This is a genomic window from Aquimarina hainanensis, assembly GCF_042684685.1.
In the GTDB taxonomy this organism is placed as follows: Bacteria; Bacteroidota; Bacteroidia; order Flavobacteriales; family Flavobacteriaceae; genus Aquimarina; species Aquimarina hainanensis.
Genome location: NZ_JBHULX010000039.1, coordinates 469,078 through 490,413 on the forward strand (window position 1 = coordinate 469,078; position 21,336 = coordinate 490,413).

The 21,336-nt window shown below is 34.3% G+C and carries 16 protein-coding genes; 9 read left to right on the top strand and 7 right to left on the bottom strand.

Features of this window, described 5'->3' with window-relative positions:
• Position 1: 1 nt before the first annotated feature.
• Together ACFSTE_RS18045 and ACFSTE_RS18050 are read right to left on the bottom strand one after the other, a co-directional pair.
• Positions 2–3,070 (bottom strand): Eco57I restriction-modification methylase domain-containing protein, encoded by a 3,069-nt coding sequence (locus tag ACFSTE_RS18045; RefSeq protein ID WP_378254825.1) that lies wholly within the window; start codon positions 3,068–3,070, stop codon positions 2–4.
• 7 nt (positions 3,071–3,077) lie between these two features.
• Positions 3,078–3,284, bottom strand: coding sequence for a helix-turn-helix transcriptional regulator (locus ACFSTE_RS18050; RefSeq protein ID WP_378254827.1), 207 nt, complete (start codon positions 3,282–3,284; stop codon positions 3,078–3,080).
• 190 nt (positions 3,285–3,474) lie between these two features.
• Between ACFSTE_RS18050 and ACFSTE_RS18055 the strand changes: the two genes are divergently transcribed.
• Positions 3,475–3,669: a hypothetical protein gene (locus ACFSTE_RS18055; protein WP_378254829.1), complete on the top strand. Its 195-nt coding sequence runs from the start codon at positions 3,475–3,477 to the stop codon at positions 3,667–3,669.
• A gap of 237 nt (positions 3,670–3,906) precedes the next feature.
• On the opposite strand, the gene ACFSTE_RS18060 is transcribed toward ACFSTE_RS18055, so the two are convergent.
• The gene (locus ACFSTE_RS18060) at positions 3,907–4,368 is read right to left on the bottom strand and encodes an Lrp/AsnC family transcriptional regulator (protein ID WP_176030263.1); all 462 of its coding nucleotides are present in this window, start codon (positions 4,366–4,368) and stop codon (positions 3,907–3,909) included.
• A 157-nt stretch (positions 4,369–4,525) separates the two neighbouring features.
• Here ACFSTE_RS18060 and ACFSTE_RS18065 point away from each other — a divergent pair, with 157 nt between their 5' ends.
• The 4 genes from ACFSTE_RS18065 (at position 4,526) to ACFSTE_RS18080 (ending at position 9,273) form a co-directional block, all read left to right on the top strand.
• Entirely contained in the window at positions 4,526–5,548 is a 1,023-nt protein-coding gene (locus tag ACFSTE_RS18065; RefSeq protein WP_378254831.1) for a DUF1852 domain-containing protein, read from the top strand.
• A gap of 28 nt (positions 5,549–5,576) precedes the next feature.
• Positions 5,577–6,605 carry a methionine synthase gene (locus ACFSTE_RS18070; protein ID WP_378254833.1) on the top strand — a complete coding sequence of 343 codons (1,029 nt, stop codon included), beginning with the start codon at positions 5,577–5,579 and terminating at the stop codon, positions 6,603–6,605.
• Between the two features lie 146 nt (positions 6,606–6,751).
• Entirely contained in the window at positions 6,752–7,588 is an 837-nt protein-coding gene (locus ACFSTE_RS18075) for a sulfite exporter TauE/SafE family protein (protein WP_176030261.1), read from the top strand.
• 359 nt (positions 7,589–7,947) lie between these two features.
• Positions 7,948–9,273 (top strand): serine hydrolase domain-containing protein, encoded by a 1,326-nt coding sequence (locus ACFSTE_RS18080; protein WP_378254836.1) that lies wholly within the window; start codon positions 7,948–7,950, stop codon positions 9,271–9,273.
• Between the two features lie 120 nt (positions 9,274–9,393).
• Here the strand turns inward: ACFSTE_RS18080 and ACFSTE_RS18085 are convergent, their stop codons facing one another.
• Positions 9,394–10,779, bottom strand: a complete 1,386-nt coding sequence (locus ACFSTE_RS18085; RefSeq protein ID WP_378254838.1) for an RtcB family protein — start codon at positions 10,777–10,779, stop codon at positions 9,394–9,396.
• Between the two features lie 164 nt (positions 10,780–10,943).
• Between ACFSTE_RS18085 and ACFSTE_RS18090 the strand changes: the two genes are divergently transcribed.
• Positions 10,944–11,954 (top strand): helix-turn-helix transcriptional regulator, encoded by a 1,011-nt coding sequence (locus tag ACFSTE_RS18090; RefSeq protein WP_378254840.1) that lies wholly within the window; start codon positions 10,944–10,946, stop codon positions 11,952–11,954.
• 290 nt (positions 11,955–12,244) lie between these two features.
• Here ACFSTE_RS18090 and ACFSTE_RS18095 read toward each other — a convergent pair whose 3' ends face one another.
• Positions 12,245–13,900 (bottom strand): hypothetical protein, encoded by a 1,656-nt coding sequence (locus ACFSTE_RS18095; RefSeq protein WP_378254842.1) that lies wholly within the window; start codon positions 13,898–13,900, stop codon positions 12,245–12,247.
• A 405-nt stretch (positions 13,901–14,305) separates the two neighbouring features.
• Here ACFSTE_RS18095 and ACFSTE_RS18100 point away from each other — a divergent pair, with 405 nt between their 5' ends.
• Together ACFSTE_RS18100 and ACFSTE_RS18105 are read left to right on the top strand one after the other, a co-directional pair.
• Positions 14,306–15,445, top strand: coding sequence for an MBL fold metallo-hydrolase (locus ACFSTE_RS18100; RefSeq protein ID WP_378254846.1), 1,140 nt, complete (start codon positions 14,306–14,308; stop codon positions 15,443–15,445).
• Positions 15,446–15,476: 31 nt separating this feature from the next.
• Positions 15,477–16,412, top strand: coding sequence for a helix-turn-helix domain-containing protein (locus ACFSTE_RS18105; protein ID WP_176030259.1), 936 nt, complete (start codon positions 15,477–15,479; stop codon positions 16,410–16,412).
• A 251-nt stretch (positions 16,413–16,663) separates the two neighbouring features.
• Here ACFSTE_RS18105 and ACFSTE_RS18110 read toward each other — a convergent pair whose 3' ends face one another.
• A complete protein-coding gene (locus tag ACFSTE_RS18110) occupies positions 16,664–17,071 on the bottom strand; it encodes a hypothetical protein (RefSeq protein ID WP_378254850.1) in 408 nt (135 codons plus the stop codon).
• 174 nt (positions 17,072–17,245) lie between these two features.
• Here ACFSTE_RS18110 and ACFSTE_RS18115 point away from each other — a divergent pair, with 174 nt between their 5' ends.
• Positions 17,246–18,004, top strand: coding sequence for a helix-turn-helix transcriptional regulator (locus ACFSTE_RS18115; protein ID WP_378258898.1), 759 nt, complete (start codon positions 17,246–17,248; stop codon positions 18,002–18,004).
• Between the two features lie 95 nt (positions 18,005–18,099).
• On the opposite strand, the gene ACFSTE_RS18120 is transcribed toward ACFSTE_RS18115, so the two are convergent.
• Positions 18,100–21,327, bottom strand: a complete 3,228-nt coding sequence (locus ACFSTE_RS18120) for a WD40/YVTN/BNR-like repeat-containing protein (protein ID WP_378298321.1) — start codon at positions 21,325–21,327, stop codon at positions 18,100–18,102.
• Positions 21,328–21,336: the final 9 nt, after the last annotated feature.

Below are 21,336 nucleotides of genomic sequence, written 5' to 3' on the forward strand. Positions count from 1 at the left end.
ATTATTCTTCTGCTATTAATTCATTACTAAACATCTCATCATTAATAACAGTGTCATAGTCTGAAGATGAAATCCCATAAAGCTCGTTTATAATAGTAATCAGTTTACTATTCAGTGTATCCAACTTTCTTTGGTAAACTATCCTTTTCGCTCCATAGAGAGAATTGAATTTACTCTTAGCTTTTATCAACTCTTTTACTGTTTTAATTATTTCTTCATACTTCTCCTTGTCTGTATCTGAACTGATTAACTTAATAGGAATTCTTTCCAGAAATTGTTTCCCATGAGAATAATAGTTTCCTTGAAATTCACTTGCACCAGCTTGAACCATACGTTCAACTATCGGATGTCCCAAAATAGCTAGGAAGTACAATATTGATAGGTCAGATTGATTTATTAAGGAATAATAAGGTCCATTACCTCCACCTGTGAATTGTAAATTTTGATTGTCTAACACATATGTAGGTTGATTAGCTATTACAGACCAAATTAATTTTTCTCCACTATGGAACTTTGTCAAACTCTGAGATCTTCCAAATTGATACCATTTTGGATCTTTGGAACCATTAATACTACGTTGTTCTAATTTCGCTTTATGATGATTTAAATATTTCCAAGCTAGAGGGAAATTCTCTTGTAATACTTCCTCCTGGATTATTTCTGCTTTACCATCAGAAATGGAATATGGAAATATCATTTTTGCATTCTCGCTAATCGTATCAAAAAGTCTAAGAGTTAATCCATAGATACATGATTGACAAATATCTTTTTCAATTTCCCAAACTTGTCCGGTTTGTTCAAATTTATAAGTGCTTTCGGTTTCTTCTGTTGGTTTAAATATGTATATTTTATCAGCGCTGGTTTGTAATCCCACTGTTAAATCGGCTAATGAACCTAATTCAGCAGTATCATCAGAATACATTTTTTTTAAAACAACTTCTGTTTCTTCAGATAAAAACACCCATGGTTCTTGGCTAAACTCGGCTTGTTCATATTTTCTAACTCCAACATCTGATGTAAGAGAACTTGAACTAATATGTTGTACTCTTTTAAAATCGAACTGATCCAATTCCTCTTTCTGCAATATTAATATCGCTGTGTAGGTTAGCTTATCAGGAAATACTTGAGTGACACCAAAATGAACAATTTTTGATAAATAAGAATTCTCTTTTATAAACTTTCTAAGAGCCTTTCCTGCTTTAATTATGAAGAATTTATTAGGGATTATATACCCTAAATAACCCTTAGGATTGAGTAATTCAATAGCTCTCTGTATGAAAACGTAATATTTATCAATGGAATCTTTTTTTGCTACACTATAATCTGAAGTAGTAGATTGATAATATAGAACTTCTTCTGGAGAGTATTTAACAAGGTTTTGAATTCGAACATAAGGTGGATTTCCAATAATAGCATCAAACCCATTAGATTCATTTAAAAAAGGAAATTCGGTATTCCAATCAAACGGCTTAACCCGGAAAAGTATATTATCATCTTCTAGTGCAGAAGGTAAAAACTCATAAAACTTTTCATCAACAAGAGAGTTTCCACATTTCAAATTATTGGATAAACTAGGTAATATTTTTTCTTTATAAGTTGAAATAAAATCATCAATTGATTTCTCATTTTCTCCTTCTAGTAATTTAAGTAATAAACTAAACTCAGTTACTTCAACAGCATAAGGATTGACATCTACACCGTGAATATTATTAGTGAGAATTTCTCTTTTTGTTTTAAGTGTTAATATGTGAGTGCCATCACTTAATTTGTGTGTTAGTTCATTATTTTCAATACCTTCTTCTTCAACTCTATTACTATATTGTTGTATAAAAAAATCAAAGACAGAAATTAAAAACGTTCCTGATCCACAACAGATATCCGCAACCTTCAAGTTTTTAAGTTCATCCAAACTTTTGTCCTCGAAAAGTGGTAGTAATGTCTCAGTTACTATATTTTCAACTATTATTTTAGGAGTAGGAACTACACCATTTGAAGCACTAACTTCTGGTTCAGAGACAATCGATAGTTGCCTAGTATTCGTAATTTCAACTCTGCTCCCCAAAAAACGCTCATATATCTGACTCAATATTGTAGGGTCAACTACTGAAAAATTGAAGGGGCTTTGTGGAAAATATAGTTCATTAAATATTTTTAACAACGTTTCTGTTTCTATATCTATGACCAGAGATAGACTATCCTCAATGAAATCAAAAAGCCCTGAATTATATTTCTTATCAGATTGAATAAATAATTCTTTGAGCTCTTCGTAGTCACTTATATTCTTAAGCGTTTCAAATTTTTCTATTGTTCTATCCTCACATATTCTCAAAAAAACGATCCTATTCAATAATCGTTGAATTAGAAAATTTATGTCCTCACTGGTTAATTCATTATTCTTCTTAATTGCTGATTCAGCTAGTTCTGAACGCCAATTTTCAATCTGCTGTAAGAAGTAATCATCAAATGCCTCTCCAGTTCGTTCGTATGTAGAGAAAAGCTCATCAATTCTACCATTACAAGCTGAATCAAATGAAATTAAATCATATAATTCATCAAAAGCAGATATGAATTCCGAGTATTTAAAAACTCGTACTCTACCTACATGTTCATTATCCTCATTGTTAGGTTTATTTCTACAATCATAAATTATTAGCTCGTCAAAATTTGACAACACAGAAATACCAAGGTTTCCATTCCAACCATAGCGTTTTGTTTGAAATGCAGCTTTAGAAGATTCTGAAATTTTTACGGATGGTTTTTTTGCTTCAACAAATAATTTCCTCTCCCCTCTTTCTACTCTTAAAGTGTAATCTGGACTCTTTTTTGAATCTGAATCATCAACTTCAATTGACTCTTCTTGAATTACATATCTTAAAAATTGAGATTTTCCTTCTTGATTAAATACATCCCAACCTAAAGACATTAACAATGGGTCTAAGAAGTCACTTCTTAAAAGAGTTTCATTATATTTTGCTTCCTTAAAATCTTTAATTCCATCATGAAACTTGCGAACTAATTTCTTAATTTGAGCTAGTCCTTCCTCTTTTGTATGTGTAATGATGTATGCCAATTTAATTCTATTTCTTGGTTGAAACTAAGAGCTCTCTAATATCAACATCTAAATATTCTGCCATCTTTTTTAAATCTTTTAAGTGTGGTTGTGATTTGTTATTGCAAATTGCAGTTATAGATGTTGTACTTTTTCCAAGCTGCTCTGCAAGCCAAACTTGTGATTTGCCCTGGATTACTAATACTTCTTTTATTCTATTAATTCTGTCTGCCATAATGCTGATTTATAATCGCTAATATATAATTCATACTTATTAAAATGTAATTTGAACTTTTGTTTAATTAACTCTAACTTGTGTTTTGAAAATATTTTATTTAAGTTTAAATTGATTTTATGTAAGTTTTAATTATGTAAAGTTAATTTAAACTTATGTTTTTATTGTTGATAACTTTAATACATATTCTATGCTAAGTCCAAAATATACCAAAGCAGATTTAGAACAAGTAGTATATACACAACTTGACAATTTAAATGCAATCCACGATTTACTAAGAGTTATGAAACTTCAAAATGAATTAATCGAGAACGCTAATAAGAAATTAAAAGATGAGATTATTGATTTTAAAAAGAGAGTTAATTATTCAACTGGTAAGAAATAAAGCCATTCCATACACATTTTGCCTCCACTACTCTACCCCTTCAGCAAAAAGAGTATTCCATTACATTTTTAAAGAAACTTTTGAGAAGAAAAAAATTAAAGAAAGTTTGAGGTAACAACTTTCGCTTTTCACCAAAGTAAAATCACATAACGAAGGGGCATTATATAAAACAGCGCTTTTACTTAGAAAAATTATGACTTTCTATACATTGAATATTCCCTAGCCAGATATTACAATTTATATCGGTACAGCATAGTCATGTTTTATAACTCCCATAACAAATGTACTATGAGCACTCCCAATATTTTTAATTGAACCTAAACTATTGAGAACAAAATCTTGATAATGTTTCATATCCCTTACCATCACCTTTAATCTAAAATCATAATCCCCCGAAATATTATAACACTCGCAGACATACTCAGAAGACATAATATCCTGTACAAATTGATGACCTATTTCTTTAGTATGCTCTTTTAACGTAATATCACAGAAAACGATAAGCCCCTTCCCTACTTTTTCGGCTTCAACCAATGCGACGTATTTTTTGATGATGCCTTCCTTTTCCAAACGCCTGATTCTTTCATAAACAGGAGTTGGCGATAGATTAACCTGTTGCGCAATTTCTTTTGTGGTTAATTTTCCGCTTTGTTGAAGCAACTTTAATAATTTCAAATCAGTTTGGTCTAAATCGGACATAGATAAATTTTCTTTTGGTGAATTAAATCTCTACAAAGAAAAGATATTTTATCTAATAGTTTCCAATATAAAGATATTTTATCCTATTTATAATCTAATTGTAATTAAATAATCTTTTATTTTGATATTTGCAGGGTATAAAAACTATATGAATAAGATGAAATCGATGATACAGGAAGCTATTGAAACTATCGGGAATACAATGAAGAATGATATTAGGTTCACACTAAAGAGTATTTGTTTTGATGAAAACTATATTCCGTCCAACAGCACTCGTACAACCACCAACTTTGCGAACCTGGCAAGAGGAGCAAGTCGTCAAGAAAACTTACACAACACGATTAATATGATTAACAATCGTTTTAATACCCTGGCGAACTGGGACAATCCTGATAAAGATCGCTACTCGGTTGAATTAGAAATTGTTTCTGTCGACTTAGATATTAATGGTAATGGTAAGACATTCCCAGCGATTGAGATTTTAAAAACACATATTATCGATCATAAAACAAGCAAATGCATTGAAGGCATTGTGGGGAATAACTTTTCTTCATATGTCCGCGATTATGATTTTAGCGTGTTGCTTTTAGAACATAACAAGTATACAGATGGTTTTAGTACCCCTGATAATTTTGGAGCATTGCACGGTAATATATTTAAGTGTTTTATAAATTCAGAAAATTACAAAAAACACTTTGTGAAACTACCTGTCATATGCTTGAGTGTATCAGACAATAAAACGTATCACCGAACAGGAAACCACCACCCAATAGTAGGTTTTGAATACGAACCCAACAAATCTTCTTTAACAGAACAATACTTCAAAAAAATGGGCTTGCAGGTTCGTTATTTTATGCCACCTAATAGTGTTGCTCCTCTGGCGTTTTATTTCTTTGGCGACTTACTAGCTGATTATACAAATCTGGAACTAATAAGTACCATTAGTACAATGGAAACGTTCCAAAAGATTTATAGGCCTGAAATTTATAATGCAAATGCTGTCGCAGGTCATTGCTATAAACCTAGTTTGAAAAATCAAGATCATTCTTTAACAAAAATTGTATACGATCGGGAAGAACGTACTCAATTAGCAATTGAGCAAGGTAAATTTGCCGAAAAACATTTTATTAAGCCCTACCAAAGTATCCTGGAGCGGTGGTCTTCTAATCTCACTATTTAATTAACACAACCTATTAAAATATTTTACAATGAAGAAATTATTACCAACCTCTACTGTTGGGAGTTTACCCAAGCCTGCTTGGCTTGCACCCCCCGAAAAACTTTGGTCACCTTGGAAATTGGAAGGTGATCATTTACTTGAAGGGAAACAAGATGCATTACGAATTTCTTTACATGAACAACAATTAGCAGGAGTCGATATAATTAGTGATGGTGAGCAAACACGTCAACATTTTGTAACGACTTTTATTGAGCATTTGAGTGGTGTAGATTTTGAAAACCGTAAAATTGTAAAAATTCGTGACCGTTATGATGCGAGTGTTCCTGTTGTGATAGATGAGATTGCACGTCAAAAAGCAGTTTTTGTTGATGATGCTAAATTTTTACGTACACAAACTGATAAGCCTATAAAATGGGCATTACCCGGACCGATGACAATGGTAGATACACTGTATGATAACCATTACAAAAGTCGAGAAAAATTAGCATGGGAATTTGCGAAAGTACTCAATGAAGAAGCAAGGGAATTGCAAGATGCAGGAGTAGATATTATCCAGTTTGATGAACCCGCATTTAATGTTTTCTTTGAAGAAGTAAACGATTGGGGAATGGCAACCCTAGAAAGAGCCATCGAAGGGGTAGAGTGTGAAACTGGGGTACATATTTGTTACGGTTATGGAATAAAAGCCAATAATGATTGGAAAAAAACATTGGGATCAGAGTGGCGTCAATACGAAGAAATTCTTCCTAGAATTCAAAATTCTACTATTGATATGGTGTCATTAGAATGTCATGGCTCACGTGTACCGTTTAATTTAATTGAACTTGTTCGTGGTAAAAAAGTAATGGTCGGAGCAATTGATGTGGCTACCAATATTATTGAAACACCAGAAGAAGTAGCTGATACGCTACGTAAAGCTCTTGAATTTGTAGATGTCGAAAATCTTTACCCTTGTACAAACTGTGGGATGGCTCCTTTATCTCGAAACGTAGCAAGAGATAAGTTAAGTGCCCTAAGTGCAGGAGCAGAAATTATACGCAAAGAATTTGGAATTTAGCCCCCTTGATATATTAATTAGAAAATGGTTTCTATTTTTGATATTTAGTTTGATGATTTTACTTCATTAAACGTAGATTTGATGAAATAAAATCATAGGAGATCTGCATTCATACAAATGAACCTATTAAAAAATTTAATTTATTTATGAATATATTTATTCTTTACTATCTCGCTGCAGGTGCATTTGCTGGCATACTTGCAGGCTTGTTTGGTATCGGTGGTGGAATGATAATTGTATCCGCATTAATTTACATTTTTGCAGCACAAGGCATCCCAGAAGCTGCACTTACACATGTTGGTATTGGGACATCTCTTGCTACTATTATTGTTACCTCTATTAGTTCACTTCGGGCGCACAATAGTGAAGGTGCAGTAAATTGGAGTGTGTGGAAGCGTATGGCGCCGGGATTAGTAATTGGTTCATTGATCGGTGCAGGTGTTGCATCTATTATTAATGGTAAATCACTTCAGGCAATAATTGGAGTAGGTGCGTTTTTGGTAGGAATAAAAATGTTGTTTATGAAAAATAAAGCCTTAGAAGAAAATGATTTTAGCAAACTTCCATCGCCTATTGGGCAAACTGGTTTAGGAGGTTTTATCGGTCTTGTTTCTGCTATTTTTGGTATTGGTGGAGGTACATTAACTGTTCCGTTTTTGAGTTATTACGGTTTAAAAATTCAAAATGCAGTGGGTACATCGGCTGCCTGTGGCTTACCTATTGCTGTTGCTGGGGCTGTCGGATTTCTTTTTTTTGGGCAATTTGTTGATGCCGATGTAAAAGAAGCATTACCTAATGGGGTATTGGGTTTTGTGCACATTTATGCATTTATTTGTGTGAGTTTGGCTAGCTTTTTTACCGCTCGTATCGGAGCAAAACTAGCCCATACATTACCCGCAGCAACATTAAAAAAAGCATTCGCAGTATTATTGCTGGTTGTGGGGGTTAGATTATTATTGGATTCTGACGTTTTTATAATTTAACGCTTGTCATAATCGCTTATTAATATCTTGATTATGGTAAAGTTTTCCGCAGTATTTCCATTATCATTAGAACATAAACAGAAATAGAGTTTTTGTCTTTTATAGATAAAATAATACTGCATAAACTCTTACAGCGCACTCATAATTTTTAAGATTATGTCCAACTTTTACTTTCTACCAAAGAAACCTATTTTTCGATTTTACGGATAAGGATGCTTGAGTTGGGGTTCAACATGCTTTTTTTAATGATAATACGACCTTTTTACAGTTATCACTTTATTCTGGTTGTTTGTCATTCTTATTTTGTAATACTTATTTATTGAGAGAGTTTTGGAAGGTCATTTAAAAACAATCTCATCATGAAAATAGGAAAGTACACTATAATTACGCTACTATTATTAATACAGAGTCTATCATTTGCACAAGACAGTACACTAAATCGTATTAAGCAAAAATTTGATGCTTTATTAAAAGAACAAAACAAAGGGATTGCTGTCCTTGTTAAAAAGAATGAGAAAATAAAAACGATCAGTCTAGGTAATTTTGATCTACACGAAAACAATGTTTTTAATATTGGAAGTGCTACTAAAACTTTTACGGCTGTTCTTTTATTACAGGAAGTCGAAAAAGGAAATCTAACATTAACCGATACTATTGGAAAATATGTAAAACCAATACAAAACGTAGATGCTTCTTTGACAATTAAACAATTATTAACGCATGAAAGCGGGTTAGATGAAGTTATTGGCAAAAACATCTATACTATTTTTTATGCAAAAAAAGATTCCCTCTATAACGAAAACCTGTTAAACCTGGTTAAAAAGAATACTCCTGATATGGTAGGTAAGTTTGATTATTGTAATACCAACTATTTTTTACTCGGAAGAATTCTGGAAAAAATAACGGATAAAAGTTATTTTGATTTAGTTAGAGAACGTATTATTGAACCTTTACAGATGAAACATTCTTATCCTTATGTACATAAGAATTTACCAAATCTGGCTCCGCCATATCACAAAGAAAAAGACGTTACAGAATATTTGGATTATAAATTTTATGCGAATATAGCTTATTCGGCAGGAAGTATTGCTTCTACCTTATCTGATATGGCCGTTTTTTACAACGCTCTTTTTGAAACTGAAAAACTACTCAAAAAAGAAACGGTTACCCTTATGATGGAATCTGGAAATGAAATATATGGGTTAGGTTTATTTAAGTCTGAGTATAAAGGGATCCCCTATGTTAGTCATGGAGGAAACAATGTTGGATATGCTTTTAGAAATGCCTATATCCCTGAAACTAATAATCTATTTCTATTATTTACAAACTCTCATAGAATACCTTTTGAGAAATCATTAAAAAACGACTTGTTTGCTTATTTAAATAATGAAAACATTGAAGATTTTAAGGTAATAAACATTGCAGACTTCAAAGAAATACCAGGGAAATACGTATTAAAAGAGGCTAACTTAACATTTGAAATTAAGCGAGAAAAGAATAAACTATTTTTGATTGTTGAAGCTCAGGGAATAAAAAGTGAATTGATGCAAAAAGACAAAAACACGCTTTATGATACGGCAGTTGGAGCTACATTAACCAAAATTGAAGATAATAGTAGTGGCTTAACTTTTAGTCAAAATGGATTTACCACGATCATACATAAAATAAGTTCTAAAAATCAGTAGTATCAAATAGGTCTAGGTGTAACAATAAATACATATGGATTGAAAAGTTCTTCAATCCATATGTATACTACGTGATTTTTTGTGATTGTATATCAATATATGCAAAAAGTTTTTCGTGTTTTATCTCCTTTTTTTCCTCCTCCAAGGAGCATTCTTCTTCCAATCACCCGCCATAACACACCCATAAGGGAGCACTTCATCAATTACTTTACCTAGACCATATTCATCCATTTGCTTTCTTACTGTTTCAGCATTTTTATAAGCGCTCGGTAGCTCAGTAACATCAATTTCATTAGAAAAGAAACGAATATCCAAACCATTAGTTTCTTCCTGAAACACTTCTTCATTAGTTCTCCCCTCTTTACTTCTTCTGTGCTGGGTTCTACTCACATTACGTCCTGCTCCATGAGGAGCAAAACCAAGGTTACTTGCTGTAGTCTCTCCACTAACAATTAAAACTGGTTCAGACATATTTAATGGAATTAATCTTGGTCCTGTAATATCTGGCATAAACTTAGCATCAAGAGGGGTCGCTCCTTTTGCATGATAGAATAAATCTTTATCTTTAAATACAAAGTTATGCTCATTCCAATATCGATCTTGAGCTTCAACTTGTAAAGCATCTAGTGTTGCGTTATGAATTACTTCATGATTTGTTTTTGTCCACTTTCTTATGATTTGTAATGCTTCCCAATACATTTGCCCTTCTTCAGTATCAAAAGGTATCCAGGCATTTTGTTTTAATGTTTCTGGAGATAACTCTTTTCTGAAACGTTCTGCAATTTTCATCCCCTTGGTATACAAATTAGCCCCAGGACCTCTGGATCCGTGATGCGTAATCATCATCGTATTACCTGTCTTTCTAGATTTACCAACAAAGAGGAAGTGATTTCCATCTCCTTGCGTTCCTAAATGAGATCTAGCTGCCTGAATCATCTTTTCATTATTCAACAGATAATTTCCTTGAAAATCTTTTAATAATTCCTCTGGAAACCTATATTGTGTATTTCTATCTCTACCGCCAGGTCCAAAATGGGTATTTTGATGTGCAGCGTCTAAAACTTTTTTAGGATTCATTGTTCCAAAATCTGTTAGCATTACAGAACAACAAATATCTGCACTATGCATTCCCGGATGAATAGCATTTTTAGCTACTACTACCCCTCCTACAGGGATAGTTCCATTAGGCCCTGTGGGACAAGCATCTGGCATTATAGCTCCATTCACCAGTGTTGGTGTTTTCATTAATGTATTCATTGATTCTACAACCGAATTCACATTGGTTTTCTCTGACTCATTTTCAGCTTTTATGTTAATAGCAAATGGAGCAGCTTCAGTATGTAAATCTACCATAGGTGGAGATTTAAACTGTTCCAGATAGTTATGCATGGCTGCTCCTTCTAATTTATTCGTATTGATATGATCAATTGCTTCTGGAAACCATTTACCGGATCTAAAACCTAATTCGATTAATGTTTTCCCTGTTATGTTTGTTTTATTTTTCATAATTCTTTTTTCTGAAACTCCGCCGACTCCCTGTTCGACGGAGCGTTACTTTAAGCCAATGTTTAATAGCTTATTTATGATTCTGGTACAAATATCTTTTTTAAGTACGCAATCAATTTGCGTAGAAAAAAGATAATATGTATTTTTTCGAAAAATATTCCAATATGGCACAGAATAAGAATGCACTAATACGATATAAAACCATTGATAAATGCTTACAAAACAACAATCGACAATGGACGCTTGATGATCTAATTGAAGCTTGTTCTGATGCTTTGTACGAATATGAAGGTAGAGATGTTAACGTTGGTAAACGAACTGTGCAGCTGGATATTCAAATGATGCGTAGTGATAAATTGGGGTATAATGCACCTATTGAAGTTTATGATAAGAAGTATTATAGATATGCTAACGAGGACTATTCCATTACAGATATCCCTTTGACAGAAAATGATATGAATGTACTTTCTGAAACCGTAGAAATGTTGAAACAATTTAAAGATTTCTCTTTATTCACTGAGCTTGGCGGTATCATTCAGCGGTTGGAAGATAAAATCTATACAGAAAAAACACAACAAGCTTCTATAATTCATCTAGATAAAAATGAAAAATTAAAAGGATTAGAACATCTAGATATTTTATACCAAGCTATTCTGAAGAAGCTCGTTTTAAAAATAAAATATCAGTCTTTCAAAGCGCAACAAGCATCAGAAATTGTTTTTCATCCATTTATTCTAAAAGAATTTAATAATCGTTGGTTTTTAGTAGGTAAATCTTCTGCAAAGAAAGCTGTTGTAAATTTGGCATTAGATAGAATTATCGACATTGATTTTGACACTACTATTCCTTACATGAATGAGAAATTTGATGGAGATACATATTACAAAGATATTATTGGTGTAACAGTAGCTAATTCTAGAGCCCAACGCATTCAATTTTGGATAGATAAACAAAATGCGCCTTATGTCATTACCAAGCCTTTTCATAGTTCACAACGGATTATAAAAACAACTGAAAATGGTGTTATTTTTAATATTCTTGTCCAGATCAATTTTGAACTAGAACGTATGATTTTGGGATTTGGAGACTCAATTGAAGTCCTTAAACCAGAAAAACTAAGAAAAAGAATCGCTCTAAAATTAGAAAGAGCATCTCGATTATATAATGAACTTTAATTTTTTCTTATTTAAAAATAATAGATCGTAGAACTAATACCTTGTGGGATTCCACAATTGAATAAAAATTATACAAAATAATTCCATGAATCGAAGTACTTTACTTCTGATTCGAAATTCTAAATAAGAGAATAAACTATAACACAAAACAGGCTGCTTCTAATCAAAGCAACCTGATATCATTCAACAGTATACGCTAAAACTAACAGTATCTAAACGATTCCCGTTTTTAATGTTGGAATGCCTGGGGAAACATTCCAACCTAATTATAAAAACATCAAAATGCTATGTTAGTCATTGGAGAGTTCGGATAAAAGAGTTGTAGCCACCTTCCTGATTTCTCCATCAGTATCTAGAGAAATTGCTTTATGAAGTACTGCTGCTGCTTTTTCGGGTTGTCCCAAGGCTATATAGGAGCGTCCTAGATAAGTATGTGCACTTGCAGAATCTGGAAACAACCCTAACACCATAGAAAATACTTGAATAGATGCCTGAATTTGTGGAGCACGGCCACTCTGCAGCAAAATGTTTCCTACCTTGAGTAATCCGTTTTCAAAATCAAAAAATGCATAAAGTGGGTCCTGGATCATTTTAGGAAGTTCTTCTGCTAGTTTTTGTGTTTGTCCGGATAAGTATAAATGGATAACATAGTCCATCGGCTTCGGTTTAAAATCTGCTACCTCAAATCGTAATGCGGCTTCCAGCACAGGATCCTGATTATGGGCATACTCCTCAAAACTCATGGTCACCGGAATACTAGGAGCTATCCAGGGAGCATTCTCTAATGCTGGTTTATCCTGCCACCACAAATATGATAAGGAGACATTAATCCCACTGTTAGGCAATGATACAGGGCGATTATCTCCCCAGAAATTGATGTTCTCTGCTGTGGGTTCTCCTACGAAAATAACATTGGTATAATTGTCAATCTCATTAACTAGATTCTGACAGGCAGAAAAGGTTCGTTTTCCAATAATAACAAACAACTTTCCTATTGTATTGATTTTTTCAGCTTTAATAAGTGTTTTTATAACCTCTTTGTTCAAATAGTTGTTTCCTCCCCCGTTTAAACGCAGATCAATGATTAATTTCTCTGCCCCCTTTGTTACTACTTCATTAAGAACGCGGGTATAAAAATCCTTGGTACTCTCTTCGGCTTCATCTTTAATTCGGCTATGTCGAACATACATCGCCTTTTCTTTGGTTAAATATTCAGAGAAATAGACCTTATCCAGCTGTTGCAGGTATAAAGGTGTGGTAGATTGATCCCTGGAATCTAACCAATCGCCTTTTTGATGCACATAACCCCGGTGGGTAGGTACCCGCTCTCCTTTGGGCAATGTGGTAAAAGATTGTGTGAATTCCTTCCCATTTTTTTCTAACGTGAATGTAATCGTATTTTGTAGGGTTTTGGTAATTTTTTGAGCATGTAAGATTTCAGGATAACGCATATTATTAATTCCATAAGCTTTAAAGTACTGCGAATTCTCTACTTCTACAGTCGGTTCAATTGCTTTTAGAACTGCTGCGATTGGCTTCCCTTCTATTGCAATGACTTTGGCACCAACTGCTTTGGAGTAGTTCTTATGTGCTCCCTGAATATAAATTCCATCGTTAAATGCATATAAATTAAACGGGAGTTGTGAAAATTCATATGGTTTTTGATGAAAACTAACATAGGTATGTCCGTATTTGAATAAAGATATGATTCGGGACATTCCCACAATAATTTCGTGTGTTTGTAAATTCGGAATGTCATTGTATAAGGTGGTTACTGCTGCATCAAAATCTTCTTTGGTGGTTTTTACAAAAAGAAAGGGATAGTCCTTATGAATGGTATTTTGCAAAAAACGAAGGTCTTCCTGCCACTGAGTAGCTTCTAGAGGTTCTTGTGCTGATACGTGAAGAAACAGCAACATCGATAGTATAAAAAGTATGTTTTTCATGAGAATGATTTAGCATGTAAAAAGAAGTAGTATACCAATTTTTCCATTTATTAATATTTGTTTTCTACTGTCAAAACTAAGGGTATCTCAATGTTTTTATGCTACCCGCAAGAGTAGTTTCAAAACTGTAAGCTCTCTGACACATAAAAACATACCTCCAAAATGTATACGTTTCTTACGAAAATGTATACGTTTGTGAGGAGATGATTGCTGTAATTTTGTAATCAAAGTATAAAACTTATACACATAGTAATGAACGGCTTTTTTGAGAAACGGGAATCCAGGGAACTGGTTAATAGAAATTCTCTTCTGACAATAGGTACTTTTGGGTAAATGGTTTCTCCTCAATATTAGTCTTTGCTATATTGAGCTTATAAAGGCGTTGAAAATGATTTGTAATAATTAATGAAAAGAATTGTAAAAATTATAAAAAAGATGTTAATAACCATAGGAATTGTAATGGGTGTTATGACCATTGTAGGGCTGTTATTTGTAACGATGAGTCCACAGTTTGGTGGAAAAGCGACAAAAGAACAGCAAAAAGAATATGCAAAATCAGAAAATTATAAAGATGGAAAATTCAGTAATTTAGGTGGTGTCAAAATGGATATGAGCGGAAAAGATATGCTGAAAGCAATTGGAGGAATGTTTAAAAGCATTCCGGAATCACGCCCAGCCTCTGATCTTATGGTACAAAAGGTGGATTCTATAAATATAGCGGCATATGCACATGAAAAAACTCGTTTTATGTGGTTTGGACATTCTGCTTTTTTAATGCAGACACAGGGTCAAAATATCCTTATCGATCCGATGTTGAGTGAGGTGCCAGCTCCACATCCCTGGTTAGGAGGTAAACGTTTTAGCGATAGCTTACCAATCGAAATAGCACAAATCCCTCAGATTGATGCAGTTTTGATCTCTCATGATCACTACGATCATCTGGATTATGAATCTATTATTCAATTAAAAGATAAGGTCCGCCGTTTTTTTACCCCTTTAGGGATTGGAAAACATCTGATAGCATGGGGAGTTCCAAAGGAAAAAATCGTGGAATTAGATTGGGGACAAAAGGCTTCATTCAATGAGCTGACTTTTATCAGCACTCCTGCACAACATTTTTCTGGTCGTGGTGTATCTGATAGAGATACGACACTTTGGTGTTCCTGGATCATACAATCGCCAACGGAAAAGATATTTTTTAGCGGAGATAGCGGATATGCATCGCATTTTAAAACTATTGGAGATACATATGGACCATTTGATATTGCCTTTATGGAATGTGGGCAATACAATACACTATGGCCTAGTGTTCATATGTTTCCGGAAGAAACAGCACAGGCTGGAGTAGATGTAAAAGCTAAAAAGATTATGCCTATTCATTGGGGAGCTTTTAAATTAGCACAACACAGCTGGACAGACCCGGTACAACGAGTGCTGAAAAAGGCCGAAGAAATAAATATAGATGTTCTTATTCCTGAAATCGGAAAATTAACATATATTGACCAGGAAGATTCAACTTCAAATCAATGGTGGAAAGCCATGTAATAAATAAAGGGTTCAATAATGCATTTGACTAATGAAAACATCCAATTTTACGTTTAGCAATATATCCGAATTTCATGATCACTTTAACTTAGGAAAGCCAGAAAACCCTTTGTTTAGTGTAGTCCATAACGAATTAGAGGAAGATGAACAGGCTAGTTGTGAGACCTATACCTTTGATGGACCTATAGTATTGAATTGCCAGTTTTATACGATCAGTTTTAAGAACATTATCGCTGGAGAACTGATATACGGGCGTACCAAATATGATTGTACCAACGGAACTCTCCTATTCACAGCCCCCAATCAGACATTATCATTCAAAGAAATGGTGTTTAGCTCAGAAAGCTATCACATAGCACTTCATAAAGATTACATTCGTTCCTCAGATATATATAACAAAATTAAAAAGTACAATTTCTTTAATTATAATGTGAATGAAGCATTGCACTTATCACCAAAAGAAGAACAGATTATAAAAAGTATTTTCGAAAATATAAAAGTAGAATATCACAACAATCAAGATGAGTTTAGCAAAGAAATTATCATTTCTCAATTAGATACCTTATTGAAATATGCAGATAGGTTCTACAAAAGACAATTTATCAATAGAACAGATGATAATAAGATTTTGATTACCCGATTCAAGGATGTTCTCAATGCATATTTCGAGCAAAATTTATTTGCTAAAGAAGGAATTCCAACAGTAGATTGGATGGCTGCTCAATTACAGGTAAGTCATCGCTATATGAGTGATACGATCAAGGCAGAAACTGGCAAAACAGCCATTGATCAAATCAATTTATTTATTGTCGAAGAGGCCAAGAGTATGCTATTAAACCCTAATGCATCCATCTCTGAAACTGCGTATAAATTAGGGTTTGAATATCCACAATATTTTACCCGGGTTTTTAAAAAGAAAGTAGGCATGAGTCCCAAAGCCTATATTAAAGAACATTCCTTGAATTAATTTTTGAGATTTTTAGTGTATGTTATATTGAATACTCCTCTCCTGCTGTGTTTTTAATTACAAAACAAAGTCGACCGTACTGCCGACTTTGTAGTATAACCCAATGAATGGGGTAAAATAACCAGAATAGGCTTGGATCTTGCGTATGATCTATGATTAGGTGTTCGGAATTTGATTGATGATCTTGATCTTGATCTTGATGTTTTCGACTATACGCACAATATCTTTTGTTAGGTGTATACGGTTCATTTTTAGCAGATAATGGTTTGTTTATAAAGTAAAGACGTGACATAGTGTACACCCCCCAGAAAATAATAAACCTCAGAAGCTTGTTTCTGAAAATAATCAAGAATTCTTCCATGTCCATTTGTAGTTCCTGTTAAGATTTCAATAATGCCAGATGTATCAATTTTTTTACTGATTTTTGAGCCGAGGGTTAACAGATACTCCTGTGTTTTCTGAAAAGCTGATTGTTGTTGTTTTGTTACGTAGAGATGTTTGTGGAGATCCTTTTGGAACCGTTCCGAATTACCACAAATTTTATCCGTTTTTTGCGCTATCGTTATATGAATAGAAACAATTTCCTTGGTTGTTTGACCAAAGATAGTTGATAGACAAAAAAATAAAAATGTAATAAGTGTCAATACTAATTTTACCATCTTTTTTTGTTTTAGTGTTTTTACCGAGAACAAAATTATAGTTCGTAAACAACTGATACACTACACTACAGCGTAGTTTTGTTATTCCTATACAACTTCTTTTTGTACATATAACTACCCGATCGGGTAGTTTTTTTTAAATCTTATATTTGTATGGGATTTATTTTACTTTGTATGACTGACATCAACTCTTTTTTTTCATTAAAAAATACAATTAGAGACCTAACCGCTAAGGATATTCATCAAACAACAAATTATCTGGAGGTTATAGAAGCGTTTACAAGAACTACCTACAAGAGTGTATATGTAATTGATTATAATACAAAAGGCTTTGAGTACGTTTCGGATAATCCTTTGTTCTTATGTGGAAACTCTGCCACCGAAGTCAAAGAAATGGGGTATGATTTTTATTTTAAATACGTCCCTAAAGAAGATTTGGAATTACTCGTAAAAATAAATACTGTCGGATTTGATTTTTATGAACAAACCCCCTTGGAAGAGCGAAAAGAATATAGTATTTCGTATGATTTTCACTTAAAAAATGAAGAAGGAAAAACAATTCTGATCAACCAAAAGCTTACGCCTTTATTTCTAAATGAAAAAGGAAAAATCTGGAAGGCCATTTGTTTTGTATCATTATCCACACAGCAACAATCAGGAAATATTATTATCTCTAAAAAAGACGGCAGTAAAAAGATCACCTATGATCTCGCAAATGATTGCTGGAAACCTATGGAAAAAATAGAGCTATCCACCAGGGAAAAAGAAATTCTGCAATATTCAATTCGCGGCTATACCATACATGAAATTTCAGAAAAGATTTATATCTCTCCGGATACGATAAAATTTCACAGAAAAAAACTTTTTGAAAAACTGGGAGTCTCTAATATATATGAAGCCATTTCGTATGCGACTATTCATAAACTTTTATAGCAGAGACAGAGGATATCAGAATAAGAATATAACTATTATAAAAAAGGTGACTGCAATCATGCAGTCACCTTTTTTATCGTTAAGAAATACAGGGATTAATTTTTGATAAGCCCTTGCCCTTCTATCCATGGAGCACCAGCTTGTCTTAGCTTGTTTTCAATATCAGGAAAGGTATTTTCTATCACTTTTGTCAAGCTTGCTTTTACTTGCTGCAATTGCTTTTTTGAACGATTTAAGAATGCCTTATGAGTTCCGGTAGGTCCGTACGTATTGGTGAAAGCACTCCAGGAAATGCGATTTCCATCATTAGCTGTAGGGTTCGAACGCTCTCCTATTTCACCTTTTATCGGGTTCCCGCTCAATTCTTTTTCAATGGTCAACAGCTGTAATCTGGTATCATTTATCTGCTGTACCAATCCATCATTGGGAGCTGTTGTTTTATTAGCAGCTCGCTTCATCACTGCAATTTTTTGTACCATTTGTTTCATCATCATATTGGTAGCCGTAAGATCTTGCTGGAAGTCCACCACTTCTTTTCTAAACTGGTTCATCTCATCAAATGATTTTCTTGGTAAAGCTCCGTCGTATAAAGGAACTACCTTAAATTGCGTTGGTCCCTGTAAGATACTGGTTACTCCATCGATGCGCTTTGCCAAGGTTATAGAATATACCCCCGGAGTCACTAACATATTACTCCCATCAAAACCATTCCCTTTATCCTCAAGTCTTTCTCCTCGTTTGCTCGGGTAATTCAATCCCCAGTTTACTCGGTTAAATCCTTTTTTGTTGGTTCCTAATACGGTATTTACTGTATGCCCATTTGCATCTTTTATGATGAGTAAGATAGCTGGTTTTTCCTGGTTTTTCTCTTTTTCCAGTGCTTCCCATCCGGGAAAATCAGTATTGTCTTTTTCTTTCTTTTTACGGGTATCTGCTAAGGATTTTATATTATCAGCTAAGAAATACGTAAACCGGGCACCAAAAGGAGCATTCGGAGCCGTGTACTCTGCATCTCCCTGACTCCCCACTCTGCTGTAGCGGCGATACCAATACGCGTCTTTTATAGGGAATAAAGTAGCTTCCTCTGTAAGCATGGATGTTTTAAAATTACGTAAAGGAGTAATATCATCCAATATGAAAAAACCTCGCCCAAAAGAAGCACCTACCAGGTCATTTTCTCTACGCTGAATGGTAATGTCTCTAAAAGAGATGGTAGGTACCCCCCCTTTTAATTGTACCCAATTCGTACCTCCGTTATATGTGAAATAAATTCCATATTCAGTAGCGGCAAATAACAAATTTGGATTGACGTGATCCTGAACTAATCTCCATATCAAAAGGCGATTCGGTAAATCTCCATTGATAACAGACCAGTTTCTTCCTTTATCAGTACTTTTGAGTATATAAGGTTTATAATCTCCATATTTATGATTATCTACTGCCGCATAGACCGTATTAGCATCGAATAGATCCGCCCGTACATCATTGACAAAAGGCACATGATCAAGCCCTTTTATAGAGCTCAATGTATATTTACGCCATGTTTTTCCTCCATCTTCAGTTACCTGAATTAATCCATCATCTGTTCCTGCATATAGAAGACCTTCTTGTTTAGGAGATTCCGCCAAAGAGGTAATGGTATTATAATTAGACATAGCAAATACATCCCAGGCATTGTCCCAGCTTTGCTGTTTTCCATATACAGGAAGGGTAATACGTTCCTGATTGAGTGTTAAATCATTAGAAATTGGCTGCCAGTCATCACCTCTGTTTTCTGAACGCCATACACGTTGCGACGCAAAATACAAGCGTTTCGGATTATGGGGGCTGATTAAAATTGGAGCATCCCAGTTAAAACGTTCGTACGGCTCCCCTTCTCTTGCTTGTGGTTGGATAAATACGGTTTCTCTGGTGGTCTGATCGATCCGCCATAATGCTCCTTGCTGAAATTCTCCATATGTGATATTAGGATTTCCTGGTTCCGTTGCGGATTGATGCCCATCTGCTCCTAAGGTTTTCCACCAATCGGAATTTGATATTCCACTATATGCTGTTGTTTGTGAAGGCCCGCCATGAGATCCATTATCCTGAGTCCCTCCATAAATTTTATAAAAAGGTTTGGAATCATCTACTGCTACTTTAAAGTATTGTGTAATAGGTAAATTCCTAACAAACTTCCAGCTTTTGGTCAAATCAAAACTTTCATAGAGTCCTCCATCAGTACCGAATAATACATAATTAGGATCAGAGGCTTTGAATGCCATCGCATGACTATCTACATGCTTATTACGTTCATTCATAGTATAGAAGGTTTTTCCATGATCATCAGAGATTAATACCCGATTATTCATAAAAAATAATTTCCCTTCATGATGAGGAGATGCATAAAGTTCCTGATAGTAATGAGGACCGGTTCCTCCAGAAATAGCATCGGATTGTTTTTTCCAGGAAGCCCCTCTGTTTGCTGACATAAAAACTCCTCCCTTTCTACGATCCAATTCAATAGCTGCATAAATAATATCCGGGTTAAAAGGAGAAATTGCCAATCCTATTTTTCCCATATTAGATCCGGGAAGTCCGCTGGTTAATTTCGTCCAGGTTTCTCCTCCATCAGTACTCTTATGAATTCCTGAACCGGGACCTCCCCCGACATAAGCAGCTACAGTACGATGTCGCTGCCAGGTAGCAGCATATAAAACATCTGGATTTCTTGGGTCTATTACCATATCAGTAGCGCCAATCCATTCGTCATCTCCCAGGGTTCGTTTCCATGACCCTCCTCCATCGGTAGATTTATACACACCTCGTTCTCCTCCGGAATTCCATAAAGGCCCCTGAGAAACGACCCAAATGATATTAGAGTCCTTTGGATGAACAATGATCTTTGATAAGTGTTCCGATTTTTTGAGACCGCTATTTTTCCAGGTAGCGCCATCATCGTGACTGACGTAAATCCCATCTCCTATAGCTACATGACGTCCTCCTACATTTTCTCCGGTACCTACCCATATCGTATGTGGATTGGAAGGGTCAATTGCAATAGCCCCTATAGAAAAAGATGGCTGACTGTCAAAAATTGGTTTCCAGGTGGTTCCAGAATTTGTAGTTTTCCAGACGCCTCCTGAACCGACAGCCACATACCAGACATTTTCATTCTTTGGGTGAATGGCAATATCTGCTATTCTTCCAGATGTAAATGCCGGTCCAACATTTCTAAGTTTTAACCCTGTAAAGGTGTCACTGTTCATTTTTTGAGCTTGTAGAGAAGTACTTAGAATCATCAGAACACTCCACAAGACTCCTAGTCTTAAAATTAATTTCATGTTAACATT

Excerpts from the sequence above, each read along its gene's own strand:
- ACFSTE_RS18050 (WP_378254827.1), bottom strand. The coding sequence starts at position 3,284 with ATGGCAGACAGAATTAATAGAATAAAAGAAGTATTAGTAATCCAGGGC.
- ACFSTE_RS18055 (WP_378254829.1), top strand. The coding sequence starts at position 3,475 with ATGCTAAGTCCAAAATATACCAAAGCAGATTTAGAACAAGTAGTATAT.
- ACFSTE_RS18060 (WP_176030263.1), bottom strand. The coding sequence starts at position 4,368 with ATGTCCGATTTAGACCAAACTGATTTGAAATTATTAAAGTTGCTTCAA.
- ACFSTE_RS18065 (WP_378254831.1), top strand. The coding sequence starts at position 4,526 with ATGAAATCGATGATACAGGAAGCTATTGAAACTATCGGGAATACAATG.
- ACFSTE_RS18070 (WP_378254833.1), top strand. The coding sequence starts at position 5,577 with ATGAAGAAATTATTACCAACCTCTACTGTTGGGAGTTTACCCAAGCCT.
- ACFSTE_RS18075 (WP_176030261.1), top strand. The coding sequence starts at position 6,752 with ATGAATATATTTATTCTTTACTATCTCGCTGCAGGTGCATTTGCTGGC.
- ACFSTE_RS18080 (WP_378254836.1), top strand. The coding sequence starts at position 7,948 with ATGAAAATAGGAAAGTACACTATAATTACGCTACTATTATTAATACAG.
- ACFSTE_RS18085 (WP_378254838.1), bottom strand. The coding sequence starts at position 10,779 with ATGAAAAATAAAACAAACATAACAGGGAAAACATTAATCGAATTAGGT.
- ACFSTE_RS18090 (WP_378254840.1), top strand. The coding sequence starts at position 10,944 with ATGGCACAGAATAAGAATGCACTAATACGATATAAAACCATTGATAAA.
- ACFSTE_RS18095 (WP_378254842.1), bottom strand. The coding sequence starts at position 13,900 with ATGAAAAACATACTTTTTATACTATCGATGTTGCTGTTTCTTCACGTA.
- ACFSTE_RS18100 (WP_378254846.1), top strand. The coding sequence starts at position 14,306 with ATGAAAAGAATTGTAAAAATTATAAAAAAGATGTTAATAACCATAGGA.
- ACFSTE_RS18105 (WP_176030259.1), top strand. The coding sequence starts at position 15,477 with ATGAAAACATCCAATTTTACGTTTAGCAATATATCCGAATTTCATGAT.
- ACFSTE_RS18110 (WP_378254850.1), bottom strand. The coding sequence starts at position 17,071 with ATGGTAAAATTAGTATTGACACTTATTACATTTTTATTTTTTTGTCTA.
- ACFSTE_RS18115 (WP_378258898.1), top strand. The coding sequence starts at position 17,246 with ATGACTGACATCAACTCTTTTTTTTCATTAAAAAATACAATTAGAGAC.
- ACFSTE_RS18120 (WP_378298321.1), bottom strand. The coding sequence starts at position 21,327 with ATGAAATTAATTTTAAGACTAGGAGTCTTGTGGAGTGTTCTGATGATT.